The organism is Nocardia otitidiscaviarum, assembly GCF_007362295.1.
GTDB classification, from domain to species: Bacteria; Actinomycetota; Actinomycetes; order Mycobacteriales; family Mycobacteriaceae; genus Nocardia; species Nocardia otitidiscaviarum.
In genome coordinates this window covers 7,296,561-7,321,601 of the sequence record NZ_CP041695.1, presented here as the reverse complement: position 1 = coordinate 7,321,601, position 25,041 = coordinate 7,296,561, and the positions used below count along the sequence as shown (strand labels likewise).

Annotated in this window: 28 protein-coding genes and 1 tRNA gene; 16 read left to right on the top strand and 13 right to left on the bottom strand. The window is 68.6% G+C overall.

The genetic code is table 11. The annotated features are described in order from the left end of the window. Nucleotides 1–46: 46 nt before the first annotated feature. From FOH10_RS32980 to FOH10_RS32960, 5 genes are all read left to right on the top strand, one after another. Nucleotides 47–478, top strand: coding sequence for a hypothetical protein (locus FOH10_RS32980; RefSeq protein ID WP_143983557.1), 432 nt, complete (start codon nucleotides 47–49; stop codon nucleotides 476–478). Further along, nucleotides 475–1,704, top strand: coding sequence for an NRAMP family divalent metal transporter (locus FOH10_RS32975; RefSeq protein WP_143983556.1), 1,230 nt, complete (start codon nucleotides 475–477; stop codon nucleotides 1,702–1,704). Before FOH10_RS32980 ends, FOH10_RS32975 begins: the two co-directional genes overlap by 4 nt. Next, nucleotides 1,701–2,093, top strand: coding sequence for a PRC-barrel domain-containing protein (locus FOH10_RS32970; protein WP_143983555.1), 393 nt, complete (start codon nucleotides 1,701–1,703; stop codon nucleotides 2,091–2,093). The genes FOH10_RS32975 and FOH10_RS32970 overlap by 4 nt, the downstream gene beginning before the upstream one ends. Continuing rightward, complete coding sequence (locus tag FOH10_RS32965; protein WP_143983554.1) at nucleotides 2,083–2,403, top strand: hypothetical protein; 321 nt, start codon at nucleotides 2,083–2,085, stop codon at nucleotides 2,401–2,403. Before FOH10_RS32970 ends, FOH10_RS32965 begins: the two co-directional genes overlap by 11 nt. A gap of 63 nt (nucleotides 2,404–2,466) precedes the next feature. Continuing rightward, nucleotides 2,467–2,537 (top strand) — tRNA-Gly (locus FOH10_RS32960). Nucleotides 2,538–2,587: 50 nt separating this feature from the next. On the opposite strand, the gene FOH10_RS32955 is transcribed toward FOH10_RS32960, so the two are convergent. Next, a complete protein-coding gene (locus FOH10_RS32955; RefSeq protein WP_143983553.1) occupies nucleotides 2,588–3,064 on the bottom strand; it encodes a hypothetical protein in 477 nt (158 codons plus the stop codon). A 69-nt stretch (nucleotides 3,065–3,133) separates the two neighbouring features. Further along, complete coding sequence (locus FOH10_RS32950; protein WP_244961475.1) at nucleotides 3,134–3,706, bottom strand: class I SAM-dependent methyltransferase; 573 nt, start codon at nucleotides 3,704–3,706, stop codon at nucleotides 3,134–3,136. 173 nt (nucleotides 3,707–3,879) lie between these two features. Here FOH10_RS32950 and FOH10_RS32945 point away from each other — a divergent pair, with 173 nt between their 5' ends. Together FOH10_RS32945 and FOH10_RS32940 are read left to right on the top strand one after the other, a co-directional pair. After that, on the top strand, nucleotides 3,880–4,059 hold the full coding sequence (locus FOH10_RS32945) for a hypothetical protein (RefSeq protein ID WP_143983551.1): 180 nt from the start codon (nucleotides 3,880–3,882) through the stop codon (nucleotides 4,057–4,059). 10 nt (nucleotides 4,060–4,069) lie between these two features. Further along, nucleotides 4,070–4,372, top strand: coding sequence for a DUF1905 domain-containing protein (locus FOH10_RS32940; RefSeq protein ID WP_039818039.1), 303 nt, complete (start codon nucleotides 4,070–4,072; stop codon nucleotides 4,370–4,372). A 41-nt stretch (nucleotides 4,373–4,413) separates the two neighbouring features. Here the strand turns inward: FOH10_RS32940 and FOH10_RS32935 are convergent, their stop codons facing one another. The 3 genes from FOH10_RS32935 to FOH10_RS32925 are packed head-to-tail and all read right to left on the bottom strand — an operon-like array spanning nucleotide 4,414 to nucleotide 5,290. Then, on the bottom strand, nucleotides 4,414–4,740 hold the full coding sequence (locus FOH10_RS32935; RefSeq protein WP_143983550.1) for a hypothetical protein: 327 nt from the start codon (nucleotides 4,738–4,740) through the stop codon (nucleotides 4,414–4,416). 42 nt (nucleotides 4,741–4,782) lie between these two features. Further along, a complete protein-coding gene (locus tag FOH10_RS32930) occupies nucleotides 4,783–5,079 on the bottom strand; it encodes a hypothetical protein (RefSeq protein ID WP_143983549.1) in 297 nt (98 codons plus the stop codon). Continuing rightward, complete coding sequence (locus tag FOH10_RS32925; RefSeq protein WP_143983548.1) at nucleotides 5,066–5,290, bottom strand: hypothetical protein; 225 nt, start codon at nucleotides 5,288–5,290, stop codon at nucleotides 5,066–5,068. The genes FOH10_RS32930 and FOH10_RS32925 overlap by 14 nt, the downstream gene beginning before the upstream one ends. A gap of 122 nt (nucleotides 5,291–5,412) precedes the next feature. Here FOH10_RS32925 and FOH10_RS32920 point away from each other — a divergent pair, with 122 nt between their 5' ends. The 4 genes from FOH10_RS32920 to FOH10_RS32905 all read left to right on the top strand — a co-directional run bounded on the left by FOH10_RS32920 (nucleotide 5,413) and on the right by FOH10_RS32905 (nucleotide 8,968). Next, nucleotides 5,413–6,186 carry an alpha/beta fold hydrolase gene (locus FOH10_RS32920; protein ID WP_143983547.1) on the top strand — a complete coding sequence of 258 codons (774 nt, stop codon included), beginning with the start codon at nucleotides 5,413–5,415 and terminating at the stop codon, nucleotides 6,184–6,186. A 23-nt stretch (nucleotides 6,187–6,209) separates the two neighbouring features. Continuing rightward, nucleotides 6,210–6,953, top strand: a complete 744-nt coding sequence (locus FOH10_RS32915) for a crotonase/enoyl-CoA hydratase family protein (protein WP_411157840.1) — start codon at nucleotides 6,210–6,212, stop codon at nucleotides 6,951–6,953. 155 nt (nucleotides 6,954–7,108) lie between these two features. Then, nucleotides 7,109–8,218, top strand: coding sequence for a glycoside hydrolase family 183 protein (locus FOH10_RS32910; RefSeq protein ID WP_411157839.1), 1,110 nt, complete (start codon nucleotides 7,109–7,111; stop codon nucleotides 8,216–8,218). Between the two features lie 57 nt (nucleotides 8,219–8,275). Continuing rightward, the gene (locus FOH10_RS32905) at nucleotides 8,276–8,968 is read left to right on the top strand and encodes a class I SAM-dependent methyltransferase (RefSeq protein ID WP_143983545.1); all 693 of its coding nucleotides are present in this window, start codon (nucleotides 8,276–8,278) and stop codon (nucleotides 8,966–8,968) included. Here the strand turns inward: FOH10_RS32905 and FOH10_RS32900 are convergent. From FOH10_RS32900 to FOH10_RS32890, 3 genes are all read right to left on the bottom strand, one after another. Continuing rightward, on the bottom strand, nucleotides 8,965–9,582 hold the full coding sequence (locus FOH10_RS32900; protein ID WP_143983544.1) for a dihydrofolate reductase family protein: 618 nt from the start codon (nucleotides 9,580–9,582) through the stop codon (nucleotides 8,965–8,967). The two genes, FOH10_RS32905 and FOH10_RS32900, sit on opposite strands and share 4 nt — an antisense overlap. A 39-nt stretch (nucleotides 9,583–9,621) precedes the next feature. Further along, complete coding sequence (locus tag FOH10_RS32895) at nucleotides 9,622–10,476, bottom strand: alpha/beta fold hydrolase (RefSeq protein WP_039818046.1); 855 nt, start codon at nucleotides 10,474–10,476, stop codon at nucleotides 9,622–9,624. Between the two features lie 72 nt (nucleotides 10,477–10,548). Continuing rightward, complete coding sequence (locus FOH10_RS32890) at nucleotides 10,549–11,178, bottom strand: alpha/beta hydrolase family protein (protein WP_143983543.1); 630 nt, start codon at nucleotides 11,176–11,178, stop codon at nucleotides 10,549–10,551. A gap of 401 nt (nucleotides 11,179–11,579) precedes the next feature. On the opposite strand from FOH10_RS32890, the gene FOH10_RS32885 reads away from it, so the two are divergent. Then, nucleotides 11,580–13,406: an acyl-CoA dehydrogenase gene (locus FOH10_RS32885; protein ID WP_143984471.1), complete on the top strand. Its 1,827-nt coding sequence runs from the start codon at nucleotides 11,580–11,582 to the stop codon at nucleotides 13,404–13,406. 239 nt (nucleotides 13,407–13,645) lie between these two features. On the opposite strand, the gene FOH10_RS32880 is transcribed toward FOH10_RS32885, so the two are convergent. Beyond that, a complete protein-coding gene (locus tag FOH10_RS32880; RefSeq protein WP_244961474.1) occupies nucleotides 13,646–15,442 on the bottom strand; it encodes a VanW family protein in 1,797 nt (598 codons plus the stop codon). 334 nt (nucleotides 15,443–15,776) lie between these two features. Between FOH10_RS32880 and gnd the strand changes: the two genes are divergently transcribed. The 3 genes from gnd to FOH10_RS32865 all read left to right on the top strand — a co-directional run bounded on the left by gnd (nucleotide 15,777) and on the right by FOH10_RS32865 (nucleotide 18,766). Continuing rightward, nucleotides 15,777–16,805 (top strand): phosphogluconate dehydrogenase (NAD(+)-dependent, decarboxylating), encoded by a 1,029-nt coding sequence (gnd, locus tag FOH10_RS32875; protein WP_143984469.1) that lies wholly within the window; start codon nucleotides 15,777–15,779, stop codon nucleotides 16,803–16,805. A 55-nt stretch (nucleotides 16,806–16,860) separates the two neighbouring features. After that, nucleotides 16,861–18,024: a glycoside hydrolase family 3 N-terminal domain-containing protein gene (locus FOH10_RS32870; RefSeq protein WP_143983542.1), complete on the top strand. Its 1,164-nt coding sequence runs from the start codon at nucleotides 16,861–16,863 to the stop codon at nucleotides 18,022–18,024. A 136-nt stretch (nucleotides 18,025–18,160) separates the two neighbouring features. Further along, nucleotides 18,161–18,766, top strand: a complete 606-nt coding sequence (locus tag FOH10_RS32865) for a TetR/AcrR family transcriptional regulator (protein ID WP_039818048.1) — start codon at nucleotides 18,161–18,163, stop codon at nucleotides 18,764–18,766. 224 nt (nucleotides 18,767–18,990) lie between these two features. Here FOH10_RS32865 and FOH10_RS32860 read toward each other — a convergent pair whose 3' ends face one another. Continuing rightward, nucleotides 18,991–19,857 (bottom strand): MaoC family dehydratase, encoded by an 867-nt coding sequence (locus tag FOH10_RS32860; RefSeq protein ID WP_081592796.1) that lies wholly within the window; start codon nucleotides 19,855–19,857, stop codon nucleotides 18,991–18,993. Next, complete coding sequence (locus FOH10_RS32855) at nucleotides 19,857–21,215, bottom strand: 3-oxoacyl-ACP reductase (protein ID WP_143983541.1); 1,359 nt, start codon at nucleotides 21,213–21,215, stop codon at nucleotides 19,857–19,859. The genes FOH10_RS32860 and FOH10_RS32855 overlap by 1 nt, the downstream gene beginning before the upstream one ends. 162 nt (nucleotides 21,216–21,377) lie before the next feature. On the opposite strand from FOH10_RS32855, the gene FOH10_RS32850 reads away from it, so the two are divergent. After that, a complete protein-coding gene (locus FOH10_RS32850; RefSeq protein WP_039818075.1) occupies nucleotides 21,378–22,700 on the top strand; it encodes an acetyl-CoA C-acetyltransferase in 1,323 nt (440 codons plus the stop codon). 409 nt (nucleotides 22,701–23,109) lie between these two features. Here the strand turns inward: FOH10_RS32850 and FOH10_RS32845 are convergent, their stop codons facing one another. After that, entirely contained in the window at nucleotides 23,110–24,444 is a 1,335-nt protein-coding gene (locus FOH10_RS32845) for an ADP-ribosylglycohydrolase family protein (protein ID WP_221937904.1), read from the bottom strand. Further along, complete coding sequence (locus FOH10_RS32840) at nucleotides 24,441–24,992, bottom strand: hypothetical protein (RefSeq protein WP_039818051.1); 552 nt, start codon at nucleotides 24,990–24,992, stop codon at nucleotides 24,441–24,443. The genes FOH10_RS32845 and FOH10_RS32840 overlap by 4 nt, the downstream gene beginning before the upstream one ends. Nucleotides 24,993–25,041 lie beyond the last annotated feature (49 nt).

The following is a 25,041-nucleotide window of genomic DNA, read 5'->3' as shown; positions in this document are numbered from 1 at the left end:
ACGACCGCGCTACCGGGTAGCACCGAGATTGCTGAAAGGAGGGACAGTGACGGCGATACGGGCGCGGGTGGCGACCTGGCTGCTGCTGACGGTTGCGGTCGTATCATCCACCGGCTGCGCGAGCTGGGCGCTGTCGACCGGCGGTCCGCTGGACCGGGCGGCCGACCACACCACATCGCAGATACAGACCATGAGACTGGTGACCACGGCGGGCTGCCGGAGCCCCGCTCCGCGGCCGATGCTGGAAACGGTGCTGACCGACAGCCGGTCCGTCCTACGCGAGACCGCGGGCGACGTCGAGCGCGAACCCCTCTCGAATCCGCGGCGGGACCCGCTGCTGACCCTGATCGACCGCGCCCGCCGGCTGCTGGACGAAGAGTTCGCGGCCGTCCGCGCCGGGGACTGCGCTCAGCTGCGCCGAATCGAATCCGACCTGACCGCACTGGTCGACCGAATCGAGCACTGGGAGGGTGAATGAAGCGGGCACTGCAGCTCACCCTCGGCGTGCTCACCGCGGTGGGCGGGTTCGTCGACATCGGCGACATCGTCGCCAGCGGCACGATCGGGGCCCGCTACGGGTTGCGGCTGACCTGGGTGCTCGTCGTCGGCGTGATCTTCATCTGCGCCTTCGCGGAAATGTCCGGCCGGGTGGTGGCGGTGACGGGGCGGCCGGTCTTCGATCTCATCCGGGAGCGCCTCGGCCCGCATGCCGCCCTGCTCAACCTGTGCGGTTCCTTCCTGGTCACCCTGCTCACCCTGGCGGCGCAGATCGGCGGCATCGCGCTGGTGATCGAACTGGCCACCGGACTCGACCATCTGCTGTGGGTACTGCCGGTGGTGATCGGGCTGTGGGTGGTGGTGTGGCACATCGGCTTCCAGCGCATGGAACAGGGCTTCGGCCTGGCCGGGCTGAGCATCGTGGTGTTCGCGGTGGCGGTGTGGTGGCTCGACCCCGACTGGTCGGCGCTGACCCACCAGGTGACGCATCCGACGCCGCCGACCACGGAGCCGGTGCCCACCTACCTGTTCTCGGCCGTCACTCTCTTCGCCGCCGCCATGACGCCCTACGAGGTGTTCTTCTTCTCCTCCGGCGGCGTGGAGGAGAAGTGGACGCCCGCGAGCCTGGGGATCCAACGCACCAATGTGCTGCTCGGCTTCCCGCTGGGCGGGCTGCTCTCCCTCGGCATCGCGGCGGCGGCCGCGACGACCCTGCTCCCGATGGGCGTGGACGTGCAGACCCTGGGACAGGTGGCATTGCCGATCGCGATCGCCTTCGGACTCGCGGGGACGCTGGTGGCTTTGTTCGCGTTCTTCGCCACCACCGTGGGCGCGGCACTGGAGACCGGGCTGTCGTGCGGCTACATGGTGGCCCAGTACTTCGGCTGGTCGTGGGGTAAGAGCCGCCCGCCCGTGCGGGCCGCGCGTTTCCATCTCACCGTGGCCGTGTCGCTGTTGATCGCCTACGCGATAGTCCAGCTGGGGCTCGACCCCATCCGCATCACCGAGTACTCGCTCGTCTTCGCGGCGGTGGCGCTGCCCCTGACCTATCTACCGGTGCTGATAGTGGCCAACGATCGGGAGTACCTCGGCGCGCATGTCAACGGCAGGCTGGGCAATGCCGTCGGCCTCACCGGGCTGGTGGTGGTCCTGATCGTCGCGGTCGCGGCGATTCCGCTGATGATCATGACAGGAATGGGCGCATGAAGACCTGGTCCGGCCGTGCCGCCGTGGATCTGGAATCCGAACTCCTCGACCGTCAGATCGTCGACCCGGACGGAAACGCGGTCGGCAAGGTCGACGACATCGCATTCGACCGGGACGAGAGCGGCGCGTTACGCGTCAGCGGCCTGATCGTCGGCCCCGCGGCCCTGCGCGCCCACCTGCCGCCCTGGTTCCGGATACCGCTGGGCATGGCTTTGGGCGCGGGCGATCGCCGGAGCAGGACCCGGCAGGTGCCCCTGGCAGCGGTCCGGAAGGTCGATTCGGCGGTCCACATCACCGCCGACGCTGCCCGGCAGGCCGCCAGCCCCGCCGAGAAGTGGTTGCGCGACACCGTGATTCGCCGCATTCCGGGGTCGGATCATGCGAGCTAGAGACCTGCTCGGCAGCCAGATCCGCGACCCCGACGGCCGAAACGGCGTGGTGCTCGACATCCGCGCCCGCCCCGCCGCGGACGGCGCCGGCCTCACCATCGCGGGCCTCGTCATCGGCCGCCACCGCATTCGCCTGTTCGGCTACGACCGCCGCGCCGAAACCGGCCCCGCCCTCTTCCGCTGGCTCACCCGCCGCATCCACCGCTCCACCCGGTACGCGGACCTGGACGACGTCGACCTCCAGCCCGACAACCTCACCCTGCGCGTGCCCTGGCACACGCTCGCAGCTCCCCACGAGGTAGACGGCTGACGGGAAGAATTGCGCCCCACCGCCTCCGGTCTGCTAAAGTCGCGGACGCGTCCCGAGACGCAGGCCGGTGTAGTTTAGTGGTAGAACATCAGCTTCCCAAGCTGAGAGTGCGGGTTCGATTCCCGTCACCGGCTCTCTTCCCCTTCGAATTCCGTACTTCCGGCTCGCGGTGATCGCGGCCGTGTCATCGCGTGGTCGCGTCCGGGTGGAACCACCATGCTTGACGGATGCCGAGCACGACCCAGATCAGGGCCAGGGCGATCACGGTGGGGTTTTTGACCAGCAGCAGTAGGCCCAGGCTCCATGCTTCGGCGTCGCCGGTCGTCGCGGCGACGACCACCCGCTCGAGCACCACGTCGCACAGCGCGAATGCCGTGGCGAACAGCGCCACCTGGATCAGCAGGCTGGGCCAACGATGCCGCAGGAACAGTGACGGGGAATGGCCCGGTCTCGGTGCGCCCTCCTGGAATGCCCACCTGACGATGAGAACGAGCAGAAGAATCCGGGCGGCCAGCGCGCCGAACTCCAGCGGTATCGCGACCGGGGCCGACGGGTCGGTGACCACGACGAAGCAACGTTGCACGCCGGGTATCAGCGAGATGCCGGCGATCGGCAGAAAGTGGCGCTGGTAGAAGCGGAGTGCCTGTTGCGGCACCTGCACCGCGGTTCGCAGCTGGACAGATACCACCTTCCCAGCCTACGGATTCGGCCCGGCGGCCGCTGCCAGCCGTCACTCGGGCTTGTGCCACAGCAGGGTGTATCGCCAGAGCAGGCGCTTGCGGATGGTCGCGCTGGGGAGGATCGCGGCGGCGGATCGGCGGATGTCGTCCAGGGTTTCCTCGGGGTCGTGGGTCGGGGCGGGTGGGTCGCTCTTGCGGTGCAGCAGGTCGACGGCTCTGATGAGGGGGTAGCGGAGCAGGTAGTCATAGTCGGCGCGCAGGCTCATGGACCAGAGGCCGACCACGGCGAGGGTGCCGCCGGGGGCAACCAGGCGGCGCAGGGCGGTCAGGCCCTCGTCGACGGGGACGTGGTGGAGGGTGGCGACGGCGGTGACGTAGTCGAAAGTGCCGGTGAGATAACGGAAGTCGGCCTGCCGGTAGGTGACGTTCGGGGCGGGGGCGGCACCGGCGAGGACCGGCGCGTCGATGTCCACGCCGAGCACGCTGGGGCAGTGCCGGGCCAGTTTGCGGGCCAGCAGGCCGTCGCCGCAGCCGATGTCGAGGGCGGTGCCGGCGGTGGCCGGCAGTTGGGCGAGCAGCCAGGGGTGGTAATGGGTGTTGTGATTCCAGTAGGGGTCACGCACTCCGGCGAGCTTACGGGCGGTAACGCCCGGACGCGGGTGGCCGATCCATCCTGTACCAATCCCTGCCGATTGGTATCAATTCGATTCGACTAACCGGTCTTGTTTTTCGAGTCCCCGCCGGACTCTTCTTTCGCCATACCCTTTTTCGAGTTGCACCCAGGCATGTAGGAACAATGAGCTCTCCCCCGAACCCGCACACCTCGCGCAACGGCGCGCTGATCGCCGGGGCGGCATTCGTCGTCCTGGCGCTCGCGTTCCACGCCTGCGACCCCACGCCGCCGCAGGACTTCTCCTCGCGGACAACGTCATCGACACCCGGCGCGCACCGACTACCTGTCGGTCCCCCCGGATAATCTCGCCGCCATGGCCCACGACCACTACACGTTCACCGCCGAACTCTGGGAGTACGACGGGCCCGCCGCGTGGTACTTCCTCAACGTCCCGGAGGCGATAGCCGACGAGATCGAGGAGATGTACGGGCATCGGGTCGGCGGATTCGGGTCGGTCCGGGTGGAGGTCGTCATCGGCGCGAGCCGGTGGGCGACATCGCTGTTCCCGGACAAGAAGCGGGGCACGTATCTGCTGCCCGTGAAGAAGCCCGTGCGGATATCAGAGGGGTTGTCCGCAGGGGATTCGGCACGGGTGGAGATCACGGTCCTGGTGTGAGTCCGGGTGGGTCATGGCGGCCCATCCGGACTCGCCGCCGCCTACTGCAGGCACTCCGACACGATGCGGTTGGTGGCGGCCTTGGCCTTGTCGGAGTCCTCCTTGCTCATACCGAGCTCCTCGGGCTCCACCGAACCGGTCACATTGGCTTCCTTGTCGATCATGACGCGCAGCCCGTCCTGCGAAATCCCCTCCTCGACATAGAGCTTCGCCGCGCAGTCGGCCAGGGCGGTGTCCTTAAGGCCGCTGTCCTGCAGCGCCTTGGACAGGTCCGCCTGCGTGACGGCGGGAGCCTCAGCACTGTCGCTACCGCACGCGGCGAGCAGCGGCAGGGCGACGAACGCGGCGGCGAGCAGGGAAATCCTCACGGGTACCTCGATTCTCACGAGCGGAATGCCGGAGGAACCTTCTCACAGATCCATGGCCGCGCGCAGGGCTGTGTCGATGCGCTCCTCGGTCTCGGTGTCCACCACGCCGATCCGTTCCGCCAACCAGGGGCGATAGATGCGACCCAGATTCCCGGCGTGCACCCAGCCGTGCCCGGGGATGGGCACGGCGAGAATATCCAGCGGGTCCTCGGCCAGCACCTCCGCGGCGATCAACCACGGCCGCGGCGATTCGTTGATGCCGTCGCTGCTGATGAGGACGATATTGCGGCGTCGGGGCGTGCCGTGCGGGTGGTAGACCCAGAGTTCACCCCTGCGCACGCAACTCCTTCTCGGCGGCCGCCAACTCCGCCTCGTCCATCGCGGCGAGATCCGCCGGGTCGGGCGACGGGCCCCAGCCGGTCCGGACCGCTTCGCGCCGCGCGGCGCGGGAAATCCACGCCGACGGCGACATACCGGCCCGAGCGGCGGCCTGCTCGGCGTACGACCAGGCGGCCTCGTCCAGCGACAAAGTCACCTTACGGGTTGCCATACCTTTTATCGTACCGATGAGAAGGCCAATGGGGTGGGTTCCGGAGACGGCCGAAAATATCGATTGGCGGGATGTGCGGCGTTGTTAGGGTGAGGCGTCGGTGCAGTTCGCGGGAGGTTGGCATGACGTTGAACCATCACCGGGTGGGGGCGGGTGATCCGTTGGTTCTCGTGCACGGGGTGGGCAGTCGCTGGCAGGTGTGGGGGCCGACCATCGACATACTCGCGGAGTCGTTCGATGTGATCGCGGTGGATCTGCCGGGTTTCGGTGCCAGCCAGCCGCTTCCGCGCACCGATGTGCCCGCGCTCGCCGACGCGCTGGCCGACTTCCTGACCGAGCAGGGCATCGAGCGGCCGCATCTGGCGGGCAATTCGATGGGCGGTCATATCGTGCTCGATCTGGCCGCGCGCGGGCTGGCGCGCAGCGTCACCACCTACTCCCCCATCGGATTCTGGGACACCCCCGGTCGCATCTGGTGTCAGCGGGCACTGGGCCGGGCCAAGAACCTCTGTCAGCTGCTGCGCCCGGCCGTGCCCACCCTGCTCGGCAGTACCGCGGGGCGCAGCGCCCTCATGGGCCTGGTCTTCGGCAAGCCCTGGCAGCTGCCCGCCGACGCCGCGGTGCTCACCGTGGAGGGGCTGCTCGGCGCGGGCGGCTTCGACGCGGCGCTGGCCTCGTTCACCCGGGTGCGGCCGGTCACCGGCGAGGCGCTGCCCGATATCCCGGTGACCATCGCCTGGGGAAACCGTGACATTCTGCTGACCTATGCCACGCAGAGCCGCCGTGCCCGCCGGTTGCATCCGGCCGCCAGGCACGTCACCCTGCGCGGTAGCGGCCACACACCCTTCTACGACGATCCGGAGGGCTGTGCGCGGCTGCTCCTGGACCAGAAGTGAGGACGCGCATGGCACGCGACAATATCGAGCTGACCTTCTCCGGCGATCGCGCCTACGTCACCCTGGACCGGCCCGACAAGCACAACGGCCTCACCGTCGAGATGTTGCGGGAGCTGGTCCGGGTCGCCGGAATCATCAAGAACCGCAGTGATATTCGCACCGTCATCCTGTCCGGCAACGGACCCAGCTTCTCCAGCGGCCTGGATGTCGCCAAGGCCATGGGCGATCCGATGTCCATCGTGCCCAACTTCATTCCGCTGCCGTGGCGCGGGACGAATACCTTCCAGGAAGCCTGCTGGGCGTGGCGGCGACTGCCGCAGCCGGTGATCGCGGTGGTGCACGGCCGCTGCTACGGCGGCGCGCTGCAACTCGCGCTGGCCGCCGACTTCCGTTTCGTGACACCGGATTCCGAGTTCGCGGTGATGGAGGCCAAGCACGGCCTCATTCCGGATATGACCGGGGCGGCGACGCTGTCACGGCTCGTCGGCATCGACCAGGCACTGCTGCTCACCATGACCGCCGATCCGGTGGACGCCGCCTACGCCCAGCGCATCGGCCTGGTCACCGAGGTGGCCGCGGACCCGCGGGCCGAGGCGGAGAAGCTCGCGGACCGCATCGCGGTGCGCTCCCCGCACGCGGTGGCGAGCGCCAAACGGCTGTTCGACCGCTCCTGGGAGTCTTCGCTGCGCCGCACCTTCGCGATCGAGCGGGCCACTCAGCTGCCGCTGATCCTGCGTCGCGCCCTCGGCCGGAAAGACAACAAGTAAGGCAATTCACAGCAAACAAGTCGGTTTGCGATCCCACCCACTCCGGTCACGCTGTTAGCATCTTCACACTTTGCCAGCGAGCCGAATGACCGCGCGGTCCGTAGGTTAGGCACGGCCCGCACGCCTGTTCGGCGAGAACCGGAGGTTTGTCCGCGTTGACGAAGACCGCATCCCTGCTCATGTCCGCCATCGCAGGAACCACGGCCTTGCTCCTCACCGCGACCTCACCGGCTGCGGCCAACCCGAACGCCATCAACCCCATTCCGGTGCTCAATGGCACCCACGGCCTGCCCAATCTGCCCGGCCGCACCAAGGCGGTGTTCCAGGTGACCGGTATGGCCAGCCCGAACAACACCCAGTCCTACAACGTGCTCGGCACCGATCTGGGCATCATGTGGGACAACGGGCACGGCGAGATGCTCACCGCCTTCGGCGACACCGCCGGACTCGGCTTCCCCAACCTGCTGGTCGGCAGCACCTGGGCGTGGCGCTCCAATATCCTGGTCCGCTCGCACACCAAGGATCCGTCGAACGGCATCTACTTCGACTCGGTGGTGCGGGACTGGTTCGGGCAGGCCCGCGACCTCATCCCCAGCCCCAAGATCCCCTTCATCGAGATCAGCCGCATTCCCACCGCGGGCATCTCGGTGGGCGGGGCGCAGTACATGAGCCTCATGTCAGTGCACAGCTGGGATGAACCCGGCGAATGGACCACCAACTTCTCCGGCCTCGCGGTCTCCGGCGACAATGGCGAGAACTGGGTGGAACTGCCCGCCACCCGGCGGCCCGACGAGGGCGGCAACGCCAACTTCCAGATGAACGCCTTCCTGAAGGCGGACGGCTTCGTCTACGAGTACGGCACCGCCTCCGGCCGCGACAACCCCGCCTTCCTGGCGCGGGTCCCGGAGGCCGCCATCGGCGATCTGACGCAGTACGAGTACTTCTCGGACGGCAAGTGGGTGCGCGAGGACGTGAACGCCGCGACCCCGGTGATCGGCGGCGGGGTGGCCGAGATGTCGGTCATGTGGAACGACTACCTGGGTCAATACATCATGCTCACCACCGATCCCTGGAATTCGGTGGTCATGCACCGCGCGCCCAGCCCGGAGGGGCCGTGGAGCGGACCGGAGGTGCTGATCGACGCGCGGGAACTCCCCACCGCCTACGCACCGTCGATCTTCCCGTACCAGACCGGGCGTGACCTGTACTTCCTCACCACGGTGCACAGCCAGTACAACGTGCTCCTCATGCACACCAGGCTGTAGCGCGCGACCCCGATGTCCGCCCGCCGACGGGGCCGGGTGCGCTCATAGACTCGGGGTATGGACGCCGCCGCGTGGGACGAGAAGTACGCCAGCACCGAATTGGTCTGGGGCGCACCGCCGAGCGCGACCGTGGTCGAGCAGGTGTTCGGGCTGGAGCGGCGGTTCCCGCCGGGCGGCCCCGGCGAGCCGCGCCCCGAACTGCCGCGGGTGCTGGACCTCGGCTGCGGCGAGGGGGCCAATGCCATGTGGCTGGCCACCCACGGCTGGCAGGTGGACGCGGTCGATTTCGCACAGGTCGGCATCGACAAGGGCCGCACGGTGGCCTCGCGGCTGTCCCGGTCGGTGCGCAACCGCATCAACTGGCGCTACGGCGATATCACCGATCTCGACGCCCTCGGGATCACCGGCCCCTACGAACTGGTGCTGCTGGCCTACGTGCATCTCCCCGCGGAGCAGCGGCGGTCGCTGCTGCTGCGCGCCGTCGACATGCTCTCGCCCGAGGGCGTGCTGCTGGTCCTCGGCCACGACACCCGCAATCTCACCGAAGGCTATGGCGGCGAATCGGATCCGGCGCTGCTGTTCACCGTCGAGGACATCGTGGCCGATCTCGCCCCGGCCGGCGACCGTATCCGGGTGCGGGTGGCCGAGCGGCTGCAACGCCCGACCGAGCACCGCGATGCCATCGACGCCCTGGTGATCGCCACCAAGCCCGCCCCCGCGCCGGAGGTTTCGAAGGAACTGGAGTCCTAGTCCTGCTCCGTATGGGGGAGATGGGTTTTCGCCTGCTCGTAACCGCCGTCCACGGGAGCGTCCGCCGAGGTGTACACCAGGTACTGCACACCCGAGGAGAAGGTGCGCGCCGACAGCAGTTTCAGCGGAATCGGGTCGCCCTCGTCGAAGAGCCGCATTCCCTTGCGCACCGCGATCGGATGCACCATCAGATGCAGTTCGTCGAGCAGACCGGCGGCGAGCAGTCGACGCACCACCGACGGTGAACCGCTCATGGCGATATCGGTCGCGCCGGGCTCTTGTTTGAGCGCCCGCACGGCCGTGAGCAGGTCACCGCTCAGCACCTCGGAATTACGCCAGTCCGAATCCAATTCTCGGTGTGTGACAACGACTTTGCGGGCGTCACCGAGCGATTTGGCGAAGACGGCGTCGTCGCCGCCCGCGGCCTCGCGCTCCGGCCAGGCACCGGCGAAACTGTCGTAGGTATTGCGGCCGAGCAACAGCGTATCGGCACCACCCAGCTGTGCGCCGACCGCTTCGCCCATATCGTCGTCGAAGTACGGGAAATGCCAGTCCTGCGGGTCTTCGATGACGCCGTCGAGGGAAATGAAAAGTCCTGCGGTGATCTTTCGCATCGGATAGCTCCTGGGGATGAATCGGACTCGGTCGCGAGCCTACGGATTCGCGGGTGACCAATCCGCATATTCGCCGGTGCCCGAAATGAATTCACCGGCGGGCGGCAGCAGCAGCGAGATATCCGGATCGTGGCTGAGTTTGGGGATCTCCACGTGCCGGGCGTCGGGCAGCACCTCGGTGATCGCCCGCGCCCCGGCCTGCAACAGCGCGCCGCTGCGGCCGCCGGAGATCACCAGGGTGGGCACCGTGACCCCGGCCCAGTCGGCGGGTCGCAGCGCGGTGCCGCGCATGAAGGGGGCCATGACCGCCCAGTCGTGCGCGGTCGACGGCGCGGTGGCCGTCAGCTTCTTCCAGAATCCGGACAGGCGCATGGCGGCGACGAACATGCGCGGCACCCCCATGGCCTTGACCATGTAGTAGCGCACGATCTTGCCGCGCTGGTCGGCCGCGATCAGTTCGTGCAGCTTCTTGTCCAGATCGGCGGGCGGAACGTAGTGGTCGCGGGTGGCCACCACCGGCGGTTCGAAGGCCACCACACCCGTGATGCCCGGCACCCGCCCGGAATTCGCCGCCCGCAGTGCCAGCACCGCGCCGGACGACCAGCCGAACAGGGTCGCCCTGCCGCCGACCGCCTCCAGCAGCGCGATCAGGTCGTTGATCTCGTTCTCGACGTTGTAGATGCCCGGCACGTCACTGCTGTCGCCACGACCGCGCCGGTCGTAATTGATCACCGTGAGCCCGTACTCGTCGGCCAGCCGCCGCGCCAACTCCACCATCTTCGGGAATTCGCGATAGCTGAACGCGCCGCCGATCAGGATCACCGTGCCCGCGTCACCGCCCACGTACCGATCGAATGCGAGGGTTATTCCGGCGGGCGTGGTGATGGTCTCCACGGGTCATTCCTTTCGTCCGGCTCGCGCACCTCTGCGGCGAACACCGATGGGGACGGCGGTGCGTTCCGAAATTCATCGGCGCGCCCGGGACCGGGTCGAGTCGGCCGCGGTCCAGCGGCGCAGCCAGGTCGCGACCGTGTCGGCGATGTCGTCGAAACCGGCCCGATAGGAGTGTGCCTGGCCGGGGATCACCCGCACTTCGGCGGCGTCGCCGGGCTCGGGGATGCCGAAGGGATCCCGTGCCCCGTTCACCACGACGACCTCGATATCCCCGGGGGCGAGCAGTTCCTCGCGCCGGGACTTCTCCGGCTTTCCGGGTGGGTGCAGCGGGAACGACAGCGCCACCACGCCCCGCGCGCCGACCGCGCCAGCGGTGCGGCAGGCCACGCGCGCGCCATTGCTGCGGCCGCCCTGGACGAGCGGGAGTTTCGCGAACTTCGCGCGCACGGCGGCGACGATCTCCAGCCAGGCCGCGTCCTGGGTGACGGCCGAGCCGGGTGCGCGCCGCCCGGCCACCCGGTAGGGCTGTGTCACCAGGGCCACCGCCCCGCCCAGTGCGAGTGCCCGATCACGCACGGCGAGAAGATCTTTCGCATCCGTGCCGCCGCCGGATCCGTGCGTCAGCACCAGCAGGAACGCGGCCTTTCCCGCAGGTCGGGCGATCTCCACCTCGGCCGGTCCGGCACTCGTCTCGATGCGCATGAACGCACGGTATCCACCCGCCCGGCCGACCCGCGCGCCACACCCCGGGGCGCTGCGCGGCAATTGCCGATGCGTCCGATACGTCCGATTCCCCGCCCTGCCGACCTCACCGTGAGTGATCGCGCACGGTGCGCGGCAACCCACCCCCACCTGCCCGGATGGCCTCCAAGCTGCGACAACGGAAATCCCTCGGGCGCAAGGCGGCTGCGGGCGATCAGCAACCCGCGTGCTTCTCGTCACATTGGGCCGAGATGTTCTTGGCGGAGGCCCTACCCGTGGGTAACATGGCGCATAAGTTACCCGCTAGTAGCCTGCCTTTACGCTGTCTAGCCGGAGGACCGACGGGCGGGAACGGCAACCACCGAACCGCACCCATCTCAATGGAGAGTGAGTACACGGCCATGGGTCACTACAAGAGCAATGTTCGCGACCTCGAGTTCAACCTCTTCGAGGTGCTCGGCATCGGCAGCCTCCTCGACGGCGGCGCCTACGGTGATCTCGACACCGACACGGTGAAGGAAATGCTCGCGGAGGTCCGCCGCCTCGCCGAGGGCCCGCTCGCGGAGTCCTTCGCCGACGCCGACCGCAACCCGCCGACCTTCGATCCGGCCACCCACACCGTCACCCTGCCGGAATCCTTCAAGAAGTCCTACAAGGCCCTCGAGGACGGCGGCTGGTCCAAGGTTCCGGTGCGCGAGGAGCTCGGCGGCCTCGGCGCCCCGAGCGTCATCGGCTGGGCGCTGGGCGAGATGATCCTCGGCGCCAACCCCGCCGCCCAGATGTACGCCGCCGGCGCCGGTTTCGCGCAGGTCTTCTACAACAACGGCACCGACGAGCAGAAGAAGTGGGCGCAGGTCATCGCCGACCGCAACTGGGGCGCCACCATGGTGCTGACCGAGCCGGACGCCGGTTCGGACGTCGGCGCCGGCCGCACCAAGGCCGTCCAGCAGGAGGACGGCTCCTGGCACATCGAGGGCGTCAAGCGCTTCATCACCTCGGGTGACTCCGACGACCTGTTCGAGAACATCATGCACCTGGTGCTGGCCCGTCCCGAGGGCGCGGGACCGGGCACCAAGGGCCTGTCGCTGTTCTACGTGCCGAAGTACCACTTCGACTTCGACACCAACACCCTGGGTGAGCGCAACGGCGTGTTCGTCACCAATGTCGAGCACAAGATGGGCATCAAGGTCTCGGCCACCTGTGAGGTCACCTTCGGCGGCCACGGCGTGCCCGCCAAGGGCTGGCTGGTCGGCGAGGTGCACAACGGCATCGCCCAGATGTTCGACGTCATCGAGAACGCTCGCATGATGGTCGGCACCAAGGCCATCGCCACCCTGTCGACCGGCTACCTGAACGCCCTCGAGTACGCCAAGACTCGTGTGCAGGGTGCCGACCTGACCCAGATGACCGACAAGACCGCGCCGCGCGTCACCATCACCCACCACCCGGACGTGCGTCGTTCGCTGGCCATGCAGAAGGCGTACGCCGAGGGCCTGCGCGCCGTGTACCTGTACACCGCCGCGCACCAGAACGCCGATATCGCCGAGCTGGTCTCGGGTGCCGACAAGGATCTGGCCTTCCGCGTCAACGACCTGCTGCTGCCCATCGTCAAGGGTGTCGGCTCCGAGCGCGCCTACCAGTACCTGACCGAATCGCTGCAGACCTTCGGTGGCTCCGGCTTCCTGCAGGACTACCCGATCGAGCAGTACATCCGCGACGCCAAGATCGACTCGCTGTACGAGGGCACCACCGCCATCCAGGCGCAGGACTTCTTCTTCCGCAAGATCGCCCGCGACCGCGGTGTGGCGCTGGCCCACGTGGCCGGTCAGGTGCAGAAGTTCATCGAGCGCGAGGGTGGCAACGGCCGCCTGAAGGCCGAGCGCAAGCTGCTCGCCACCGCTCTCGAGGATGTGCAGGCCATGGCCGCCACCCTGACCGGGCACCTGATGGGCGCCCAGCAGGATCCGAAGGAGCTGTACAAGGTCGGCCTGGGTTCGGTGCGCTTCCTGCTCGCCGTGGGTGACCTGCTCATCGGCTGGCAGCTGCTGGCGCAGGCCGAGGTCGCCATCAAGGCCCTCGACGGCGGCTCGACCGAGCCCTTCTACCAGGGCAAGGTTGCCACCGCGCAGTTCTTCGCCCGCAATGTCCTGCCGGAGCTGACCTCCGTCCGCACCGTCCTGTCGAACCTCGACAACGACATCATGGAGCTCGACGAGGCCGCGTTCTGACGTAGCCCTTCCATACCGGAAGACAACACAACGGCCCGGCGATCCCGGGCCGTTGTGCTATGTGCGGGGCGTTGTCCCCAGCACGGGCCGTGCCTGTCGAAAAGGCCAACGGCATATGTCGATTCGGTTACCTCAGGTAACAACTCACATCGGTTCTCCACAGCTGTGCATCGGGTTATCCACAGCTGGTGGATAACCCGATGGTGTTGTGCCGTGGAGGTTTTCGGCAGGAGAGAAGGTCAGCGGCCCGAGTCCTCGTCCGCGTCGTCACCCGAATCCTCGCCCGGCGCTACGCACTTCACGACCGGGATGGGGTCGTACTTCACCGTGCGGGTGTGGCGGGAGATCTCCTTGCCGGTGCGGTAGTCGCGGATGACGCGGGTGTCGGAGGTGGTGAAGCCGGGTGCGCCCTCGGTGGCGATGCAGTCGTCGCCCTTGGGGAGGGTGATGGTGGTCGGTTCGGTCTCCTTGGTGCGGGGACCCGGGATGGATTCCACGTCAACGGTTTTGGTGCTCCACAGGCGCACGGTGACGGTGGAGCTGTCGGCGCTGGCCTCGATGTAGACGCCGTAGGGGGTGTTGTTGCGGAACTGGAGGTCGATCGCGCCGTCGAAGACCGTGGCCTCCCGCGCGGCCGGATAGCGCGAGATGTAGTAGCTGTGCTCGGTGTGCCCCGCGTCCTCCATACCGGCGAAGTAGGCGGCGTTGTAGAGCGTGGTGGCGAACTGGCTGATACCGCCGCCGACCGCGGTGCTGGGGCGGCCCTTGTCGATGATGCCGGATTCCACATAGCCCTCGGCGGCTCCGCGGGTACCGGTGAAACCGTTGAGCGAGAAGGTATCTCCGGGCAGCACGATCGCACCGTTCACCTTGGCGGCCACGGTGCGGATATTGACGCCGGACGGCCCGCTGAATCCACCGGTGGTGAACGAGCCCACCACCTCGACCAGGCCCAGCTTCTCGGCGGCCTCGGTGGTCAGCTTGGGCTGCACCGGCTCGTAGACCACCGCCGCGGTGCGCTCACCGGTGGCGCTCACCAGTTGCGGGAGCGCCTCGAGGGTCTTCGGCCAGGAGATCTTGTCGCCGACCACGGCGGGCACCAGCGTGGGTCGGTTGCCGCCGGGTTCGAAGGTGGCGTCCTTCGGCTCCACCTCGGTCGGCGCCAGCTGCGGTGCGAGCGCGGCGATCGCGGCATCGTTGTCGTATGCGAGGGCCAGACCACCGTGACCGTCGGGGGTGAAGCGCAGCACGGTCGCGAGCTGCGCGGGTTCGAGGGTCCCGTTGCCGCCCTTGCCGGTGAAGGTCACCGGCGACTGCACGGCGGGTTCGGCGAGCGTGCTCACCGCGGTGTCCACACCCTGCCGCGTCACCTCCGCGCGGGTCGAGATCACCGGCAGGTCCAAGACGCCGCCGTCGGCCCAGTGCTCGAGCAGGGTGGTGCGGGCGGCCGGTGCGTCCAGTACCCGACCCGGCACCGGATACACCGGCACGGGTCTGGCGTCCTCGAAACGCACGGTGCCCTCGACCGGTTGCAGATCGAAGGCGCGCAGCTCCTGCACCTGCCGATCCAGCGCCGCGTCGTCGACGTCGGCGACCGGGGACACCGCACGATCGGTGAACAGCGACGCCAGCCGGACGAACGGGTTGAGCGGCTGGCCGCCGATCCGGTCCCAGGTGGCGGTCCAGTCCACCCCCAGACCGGCATTGGCGGGCACGAAGGTCGCGCTCTCGTCGCCGACGCGGACGGTCAGCGGCTGGGTGGCGCGGCTGTTCAGCTCCAGCTCCAGGACCGACTGTGCGGCGGCGCGGTCCATGCCGCCGATATCGATGCCCGCCACCTGGACCCCACGCGGCACCTCGCCGGAGGACATCGCCCAGTCCGCGGCGTAGGCGATACCGGACAGCGCCATCAGCACACCGGCTGCGATTCCGGCGCGGCGGGCGGTGGCCGAGTCGAGGAACCGGGTACCGGGAGCGGGCTCCGGACCGGTGTTCCGAGTCGGCGTGTGGCGGCCGGTACTGGATCCGCTGGTCACGAACCACCCTCCCGATGGTCGGAGAAAAGGGCACCCGCGCACGCGAGTTCACCGCACACCATAGTGGGAGACACCGGCATCCGACGATTCCCTGGCCCACGGCAAACCCTGTGCAACAGGTCACTGAACAAGGAAAGAGCCCCGTGCGGTTGCCGGGTCGGGGGTCTGGCAACAGCACGGAGCCACCCTCTCTATCGAGCCCCGTCAGCATGCGTTACACCCCGCGCCCGGGAATCCCGGAAAAAACCCGAAACCGGCGAGCGGGACAATCGAGGAGGTTGCTACCGCAGCGCTCGGCCACGCCGAGGATCGAGACGACTCGAGGGAGATGAGTATGCAGCTGGGAATGATCGGCCTGGGCCGGATGGGCGCCAATATCGTGCGCCGCATCGCCGCCGCCGGGCACACCGCGGTGGGATACGACCGCAACGGCCCGCATGTCGACGAGCTCGGCGCGGAACTCGGCGACCGCTTCACCGGCACCACCGACCTGCCGAAGTTCGTGGCCATGCTGGAGACCCCCCGCGTGGTCTGGGTGATGATCCCCGCCGGAGCCACCGGCGCGGTCATCGACCAGCTCGCCGACCTGCTGGAGCCCGGCGACATCATCATCGACGGCGGCAACAGCCGCTACCACGAGGACATCGCACGGGCGCAAGCGCTGCGGCCCAAGGGGATTCACTACCTGGACATCGGCACCTCGGGCGGCGTGTTCGGCCGCGACCGCGGCTTCTGCCTGATGATCGGCGGCGAGGCCGAACAGGTGGAATACCTCGAACCCCTGCTGAAGTCCATCGCCCCCGGGGTCGAGGCCGCACCGCGCACCCCCGGCCGCACCGGCGAACCGTCGCCCGCCGAGCAGGGCTATCTGCACTGCGGCCCCGCGGGCGCGGGCCACTTCGTGAAGATGGTGCACAACGGCATCGAGTACGGGGCCATGGCCGCCTACGCCGAGGGCATGAACATCCTGCACAAGGCGAATGTGGGCAAGCAGCGGGATGTCGAGCACTCCGCCGAGGTGACGCCGCTCGAACATCCCGAGCACTACCGCTACGACATCGACATTCCCGAGGTCACCGAGGTGTGGCGGCGCGGTTCGGTGGTCGCCTCCTGGCTGCTCGATCTCACCGCGGCCGAACTGCACGCTGACCCGAACCTGGACTCCTTCGGCGGTCGCGTCTCCGACTCCGGTGAGGGCCGCTGGACCCTCGACGCCGCCATCGACGAGGGGGTGCCCGCACCCGTGCTCGCCGCCGCGCTCTTCCAGCGGTTCTCCTCGCGCGGTGAATCGCTGTACGCCGACAAGGTGCTCTCCGCCATGCGCCAGGCGTTCGGCGGACATCACGAGCTACCCGGGAAGTAGCCGCCGGGCCGGAGTCGGGGTGGGCGGCCGTGCCGGTGGCGGCTACCGTCGGGGCATGCGCATCTTCCCCGGGATCGTGCTCGCCATGGCCGCGGTCGTGCTGACCGCCTGCTCCGGTGGCGGTGGCGAGACCGCCGCCGACCGGACCTCCACCACCACCGGTGCCACCGACACCACCACCGGAACGACCAGCACTGCGGCGCAACAGGATTGCGCCGCGGGCTACCTGGCGCAGTTCACGCTGCGGCAGAAGCTGGCGCAGCTGATCACCGTGGGTGTCACCGGCGCCGCGGACGCGGAGAGCGTGGTGCGCACCGAACAGGTGGGCGGCATCTTCGTGGGTGGCTGGACCGACAAGGCCCTGCTGGGGCAGGGCCACATCGACGCGGTGCTGGCGGCGTCGCGCACCCCGCTCATGGTGACCGTGGACGAGGAGGGCGGGCGGGTGTCGCGGCTGCGCGACCTCATCGGCTCGGCTCCGTCGGCGCGGGTGGTCGCCCAGACCATGAGCGTGGAGGAGTACTACCAGCTCAGCCTGGAGCGCGGTCGGAAGATGAAGGCGCTCGGCATCACCGTGGACTTCGCGCCCGATGTGGACGTGAGCAGCCAGCCCGACGACTCGGTGATCGGCGACCGGTCCTACTCCGACGATCCCCAGGTGGTCACGGAGTACGCCGGGGCGTTCATCCGGGCCATGAACGAGGCCGGGGTGGGCACGGTCATGAAGCACTTCCCGGGCCACGGCGCGGGGTCGGGCGATTCGCACACCGGCGCGGTGCGCACGCCGCCGCTGGAACAGCTGCTGGACCGCGATCTGGTGCCGTTTCGTGGGCTGATCGAATCCGGTGCGGCGGTCATGATCGGACATCTCGATGTGCCCGGACTCACCTCCCCGAATGTGCCCGCGAGTATCAGCCCCGAGGTGATGGCACTGCTGCGCACCGGTACCGGCTACGGTGCGGCACCCTTCGACGGAGTGATCTTCACCGACGATCTGGGCGGCATGGCAGCCATCACCGATCGGATGTCGATCGCGGAGGCGGTGGAATCCGCCCTGGTCGCGGGGGCGGACAATGCCCTGTGGATAACCACCGACGCGGTGACGAGCGTGCTCGACCGACTCGAGCAGGCGGTCGCCAGTGGCCGTCTGCCGGGTAGCCAGGTGGATGCCTCGGTACTGCGCATGGCAAGGTTCAAGGGCACTGGGCCGCGCTGCTGACGTCTGGACGACCGGCGACCGAGAAGCCCTTATCGACGCTGCACGGTGCGTATCGCGAGCGAATCTTCCGCAATGTTGAGCTCGCGGAACTTACCATGGAGTAAGATAAGGGTTTCGACATGTCCTAGGAGTGTGGATGGCAGGCGGAACGAAGCGGCTACCCCGGGCGGTTCGTGAGCAGCAGATGCTGGACGCCGCCGTAACGGTGTTCTCGCACAAGGGCTATCACGACACCTCCATGGACGCGATCGCGGCCGAAGCCAAGATCTCCAAGCCCATGCTGTACCTGTACTACGGCTCCAAGGACGAATTGTTCCGCGCCTGCATCCACCGCGAGAGCATGCGCTTCATCGAGGCCGTCGCGGTGGCGGGCAACCCGAAACTGACCCCGCACGAGCAGTTGCGGGCGGGCCTCGAGGCCTTCCTGTCCTACGTGGACAACAATCGGCTGTCCTGGCAGGTGCTCTACCGGCAGGCGCTGAACCAGCAACCGTTCGCGCCGGACATCATCAACAGCCGCGACCGGATCATCGAACTCACCGCCAAACTGCTGGAATCCAGCGCCAAGTACGCCGAACCGGGCACCAATTTCGAGATCGTGTCCGTCGCCGTGATCGGCGCGGGCGAGGCCATCGCCGACCGCGTCGCCAGCGGCGAGGTCGAGGTCCGCCAGGCCGTGGACCTGCTGGACAACCTGGCCTGGCGCGGTCTGGCCGGACGCAAACCGGAACCCGCGGAGTAGGGCGGCTGCCGCGCGGTTCCAGCGCGCCCACCGCGAGCGGCCGCGGCGCGGCCCCGCACCGAACGGCTGCCCCTCGAAAGCACAGAGCCGCGCACCGGGTCACCGAACCGGATGTCGATACCCCTGCGAGCCGACATTCGGTTGGGACGGTGCGCGGCTCCGGTCCCCCTGGTCCGGGGTCGAGCTTCGCGCGGGGCGGTCGAGAGATCCGACCGCCCGGCAACTCAACGCAGCGTAGCGGTCAGGTGCGGGTACCCCTTCTTCGGGTGGCGCAGCGCCAGGTCCCAGCCGCCTTCCACCTGGTCGGCGTAGACGTTCACCGTGGACGGCAGGAGGATCGGCTTGCCGAACTTGACGTCGTAGGTGGCCTTGCCGGGGACACGGCCCTCGATATTGGCGAGCACGTTCGCCGCCGACCACATGCCGTGCGCGATGGGCTTCGGGAAGCCGAACGCCTTGGCCCCCAACGCCGAGGTGTGGATGGGGTTGTGGTCACCCGACGCCGCGGCGTACCGGTTGATCATCTGCTGATCCACGCGGGTCTGGCGCATCGGCGGCGGCGGCACCTCGTCCGGCTTGGGCTCGGGCTTGGGGCCGCCCGACAGCGAGGTGCGCTGCTGGTGCAGGAAGGTGGTGACCTGCCGCCACACCTGCTCACGGCCGACGCTCACCGCGGTGACGGCGTCCACCAGCAGGCCCTTGGGGTGCTCGCGCAGGTTCTCGATATGGGTCTCGAAATCCAGCGGCTCCGACACCGAGATGTCGCGGGTGCGCTCGATCAGGTTCTGCGCGTGCACCGCGCCCACCGCGACGAACGGGAAGTCGCGGGCCACCACCAGCTGCATGGCCAGCGGGAAGCTCAGGATGAACGGGTAGGTCAGCGGCAGCGCGTCGCCGAAGCGCAGACCGGTGGCCCGGCAGTAGGCCGACAGGTGATCGGGATCGACCCGCAGCCCCTGCAACTTCACCACCCGGTCGGGCAGTGTGGACGGCCGGTTCGACAGACCCGGCACCGGAATGGCCCCCAGCGCCGCCTTGACGAAAAGGCTGCTGTTCTTCGGGGTTTCGGTGAGCGTGATGGTCTCGGTCATCATGCTCCGATCAGGGCCTGGCCGCAGACGCGAACCACGTTGCCGCTCACGGCGTTCGAGGCCGGGGACGCGAAGTAGGCGATGGTCTCGGCCACGTCCACGGTCTGGCCGCCCTGCAGCAGCGAGGACAGCAGGCGGCCCGCCTCGCGGGTACCCAGCGGAATGGCGGCGGTCATGGCGGTCTCGATGAAGCCCGGGGCCACCGCGTTGATGGTGATGCCCTTCTCGGCCAGCTTCGGGGCCTCGGCGTTCACCATGCCGATGACACCGGCCTTGGAGGCGCCGTAGTTGGTCTGGCCGCGGTTGCCCGCGATACCGGCGATGGAGGACACGTCGATCACGCGGCCGCCCTCCTTGAGCGCGCCCTTGGCAACCAGGCCCTCGGTAATGCGGTGCGGGGCGGCCAGATTCACGTTGATGACCGAGTTCCAGCGGCCCTCGTCCATATTCGCGAGCAGCTTGTCGCGGGTGATACCGGCGTTGTGCACGATGATGTCGACGCCGCCGAAGCGCTCGGTGGCGAACTCGGCGATCTTCTCGGCGGCGTCCGGGGAGGTGACGTCGAGGGCCAGGGCGGTGCCGCCGACCTTGTTGGCGGTCTCGGCCAGCGCCTCACCGGCGGCGGGGATATCGGCCACGATCACGGTCGCGCCGTCGCGCGCGAACACCTCCGCGATGGTCGCGCCGATACCGCGGGCGGCGCCGGTGACCACGGCGACCTTGCCGTCCAGGGGCTTGTCCCAGGAGGCGGGGGCGGTGGAATCGTCCTTGCCGACCCGGAAGACCTGGCCGTCGACGAAGGCCGACTTGGCCGAGAGGATGAAGCGCAGGGTGGACTCCAGCCCGGTGGCGGCGGCCGCGGCCTCCGGGTGCAGGTACACCAGGTTGCAGGTGGCGCCGCGCAGCAGTTCCTTGCCGACCGAGCGGGTGAAGCCCTCGAGCGCGCGCTGGGCGATCTGCTCGTCCACGGACGCGGACAGCTCGGGGGTGGTGCCGACCACGAGCACGCGGCCGGAGGGAGCGATGCCGCGCATGGCGGGCTGGAAGAACTCGAACAGCCGCTCGAGCTCCTCGATGGTGCGGATGCCGGTGGCGTCGAAGACCAGCGCGCCGAACTTCACGCCCGGCGACACCGAATCCACGAAGGTGTAGTCCGACAGCAGGTTCCGCACGGCGTCGGCGACGCGGCCCTTGCCGCCGACGAGCACCGGACCCGGGAGCGCGGGCTCACCGGCGCGGTAGCGGCGCAGGGTCTCCGGCTGCGGCAGACCCAGCTTGCTCGCCAGGAACGCGCCGGGGGCGGAGTGGATGAACGATCCGTACAGGTTGGGAGCGCCCTTGCTCTTGCTGGCAGCCACTGGTTCCTACCTTCTCTTCTCGTCGGTGCCCGGAAGCGATGTCGCGCACATGGGCGGGGTACGGTGTCGACAATGAACTTACTCCAGAGTAAGTTTAATGTAAACCAGGCCCGGTCTCGCTGACCGGGCATGCCGGACCCCGACGAGACACTGGAGACTCGAGTGACCACCAAAGCCCGTTCGGCGAAGGCCGCGGCCAAGAACACCAAGCAGGCGCGCCCCGTCGCCATCCTCGGCGGCAACCGCATTCCGTTCGCCCGCTCCGACGGCAAGTACGCGCACGCCTCCAACCAGGACATGTTCACCGCGGCGCTGGACGGACTGGTCGCCCGGTACGGCCTGCAGGGCGAGCGCCTCGGCATGGTCGTCGGCGGCGCGGTGCTCAAGCGCGTCGGCGAGCACGGCATGATCCGCGAGAGCGTGCTCGGCTCCACCCTGTCCCCCTACACCCCCGCCCACGACCTGCAGCTCGCCTGCGGCACCGGCCTGCAGTCCATCGTGACCGTCGGCGACGGCATCGCGCTGGGCCGCATCGAATCCGGCATCGGCGGCGGCACCGACACCACCTCCGACGCGCCGATCGGCGTCAGCGAATCCATGCGCGAGTGGATGCTCGACGCCAACCGCGCCCGCAAGAACTCCGACTACGTGAAGCTGGTCGGCCGCCTGCGCCCGTCCATGGTCGGCATCGAGATTCCGCGCAACGCCGAACCGCGCACCGGCCTGTCCATGGGTGAGCACGCCGCCATCACCGCCAAGGAATTCGGCATCGCCCGCGAGGCGCAGGACGAGCTGGCCTACCTGTCGCACAAGAACATGGCGGCCGCCTACGACCGCGGCTTCTTCGACGACCTGGTCACCCCGTTCCTCGGGCTGACCCGCGACGACAACCTGCGACCCGGCTCGACCATCGAGAAGCTGTCCACCCTGAAGCCGGTCTTCGGCGTGAAGCTGGGCGACGCCACCATGACCGCGGGCAACTCCACCCCGCTCACCGACGGCGCGTCCGCGGTGCTGCTCGGCTCCGAGGAGTGGGCCGCCGCGCACAACCTGAAGCCGCTTGCCTACCTGGTGGATTCGGAGGTCGCGGCCGTCGACTACATCCACGGGCCGGACGGTCTGCTCATGGCGCCCACCTACGCGGTGCCGCGCATGCTGGCGCGCAACGGACTGAAGCTGCAGGACTTCGACTACTACGAGATCCACGAGGCGTTCGCCTCCGTGGTGCTCGCCACCCTGCAGGCGTGGGAGTCCGACCAGTACTGCAAGGAGCGGCTGGGCCTGGACGGTGCGCTGGGGCCGATCGACCGCACCAAGCTGAACGTGAACGGATCCTCGCTGGCGGCGGGCCACCCGTTCGCCGCGACCGGCGGACGCATCATCGCGCAGACCGCCAAGCTGCTGGAGGAGAAGGGCGGGGGCCGGGCGCTCGTCTCCATCTGCGCGGCGGGCGGCCAGGGTGTGGTCGCGATCGTCGAGCGGTAACCAGATCCGAATGCGCGAGCGGCCCCGGTCCGATCGGGGCCGCTCGTCGCATGTTCGAGACCTGCTGCCGCCGTGCGGGATTCGAGATTGCTCGAGTGGTTCAAGATATTCGGGTGGGTCAGGATATTCGGGTGGGTCAGCGGCCGGGCCGCTCGAGCGGATCGAGCGTCGAACCGGCAAGGGCACGTGGCTGCGCGCCGATGCGGGCGTGGCGAGCCAGGGCTGTCGGGATGCTTCGGACCGTACGGGTGACTCAGGGGCCGGGTTTCGAAGTTCCGGGTGTGCGCGGGCGGTTCGGGGAGAGATGAACCGGTCGGAGTGTGCTGCGCTTGCCCACCCTGCGCCCCTGGCGCAGACTGCCCAAGCGCAGCCGGTTCAGGCACCCCAGCACTGTCATCGGTGACCGCGGTCAGTGGGGGAGCAGGGTGAGGGTGCGGGTGGCCAGGTCGGTGATGTGGGGGTCGCAGTAGCCGGCTACCGAGCTGTGGACGCGGTCTTGGAGGGGGGCGGTCCAGTGGGTGGGGATGGCGTGGGCGCCGGTGAGGATGCCCGCCACCGAGCCCGCGGTGGCGGTGGTGGAGTCGGTGTCCCAGCCGCCCTGCACGGTGAGGGCGATGGTACGGGTGAAATCGCCTTCGCCCCAGAGCAGTCCGGCGCTGATCAGGCAGGCGTTGCCGATGGCGTGCACCCAGTTGTAATGGCCGTGGCGGGCGTGGATGGCGGCCACGGCCTGGTTCCAGGTCAGGTCGCGGGCCCGATCGTCGGCCACCTCGGCGAGTGCCACCGCGAGGCGGGAGCGCGCCGGGACGACGGCCTGCGCGGCCGCCAGGGCGGTCTCGGGATCGGGGGCGATGAAGGCGGCGGCGGTGAGCGCGGCGGCCCAGCTCGCGGCCCAGACGCCGTTGCCGGTGTGCGACAGCGAGGCATCGCGGGCGGCCAGGGCGGCGGCGCGGGCCGGTTCGCCGGGGCAGACGTAACCGTAGATGTCGGCGCGGATCAGCGCGCCTATCCACTCGCGGTAGGGATTTCGGTGGGTGGCGGTCGCGGGCGGCAGGTAACCGTCGATGAGGTTGCGGTAGGCGACGCGTTCGGCGGTGTAGGTCTGCAGGAACGGGAGATGTTCCAGCCACAGCGCCGCCACATCGTCGGGGGTGAACTCGGTGCCGTGCCGCTCGATCAGGTGCAGGCCGAGAATGGTGTAGTCGATATCGTCGTCACGCGGGCAGCCCGCGATATTGCCGAGCGTGGATTCCCGCCAGGTCCAATGCAATTCGTACCCGTCGGGCATCGGCTCCCGCACCGGGACATAGTCGCGCAGCGGATACCGGCCGATCGGCTCCAGATAGTCGCGGATATGTCGTGGCGTCCAGACGAATCCGTTCTCCAGCGGCTTGCCGAGCGTGCAGCCGACACAGCGGCCCAGCCACCCGCCGCGCACCCGGTCCGACAGCTCGGCGACCGATACCGCGGGCGCGGCGGGCGCGACCACCGCGGGCTCCGGCTCGCGCGGATCCTCCCACTCCGTGTACGGCCATTCCGGCACCCGCTCGGCGGCCTCGATGCGGTCCAGCAGCCGCCAGCACGCCGCCGGAACCGGCCGCTGGGTATCGGTGAGTTCGAGCATCTCCTGCTCGAACTCGTCCACCGCCCAACCGGATTCGTGTCGCTGATGCCATTCGTAGTGCAGCAGGGCGCGCGGATCGGCCTCATGGTGACCGAAGAACGCGGTCTGGATCGGATTCACAGCACCGCTTTCGCGGCGGCCAGCACCTCCGACAGCAGCGGCAGCGATTCATCGCGCTGGGGTGCGCGCGCCCACCAGCGACCCTCGTGGGTGTGGCGGCCGAAACCGGTCGGCAGGATGACATTGCTGCGGTGGGGCCCGATATCCACGCTGTTGCGCTCCAACTGTTCGATGCATTCCACCGTGGGGTACCCATCGAAGACCGCGAGGAACGTCCGGCGCGGCGGTTTCTCGCGCACCAGCACCGGTCCGGGGATGCCGCGCACCGTCAGCTCACCGAGTATCAACGCCCCCAACGGTTCCGGGGTGTTCAGCGCCGCGACGGTGTCGACGAGGGGTAGCACCACGAACCCCGGCGTGGTCACGTGGACATGCGGCAGGCCGAACAGGGAGCGGTACACATGCGCCCAGTCCTGCGGGGTGGTCAGTTCCTCCAACCGCACTATCCACACACCTCGATGCTCGAAATACTGCACAACGACGGCATTGTCGATCGTCGGCGCGAGGCCGACGAATCCAGTGAAGACCCCGTCCCGTTCGGTCGCCACGGGTTTGGGTGAATCGTTCGCAAACAGTGTTCGATCCGCAGCTGGTTCG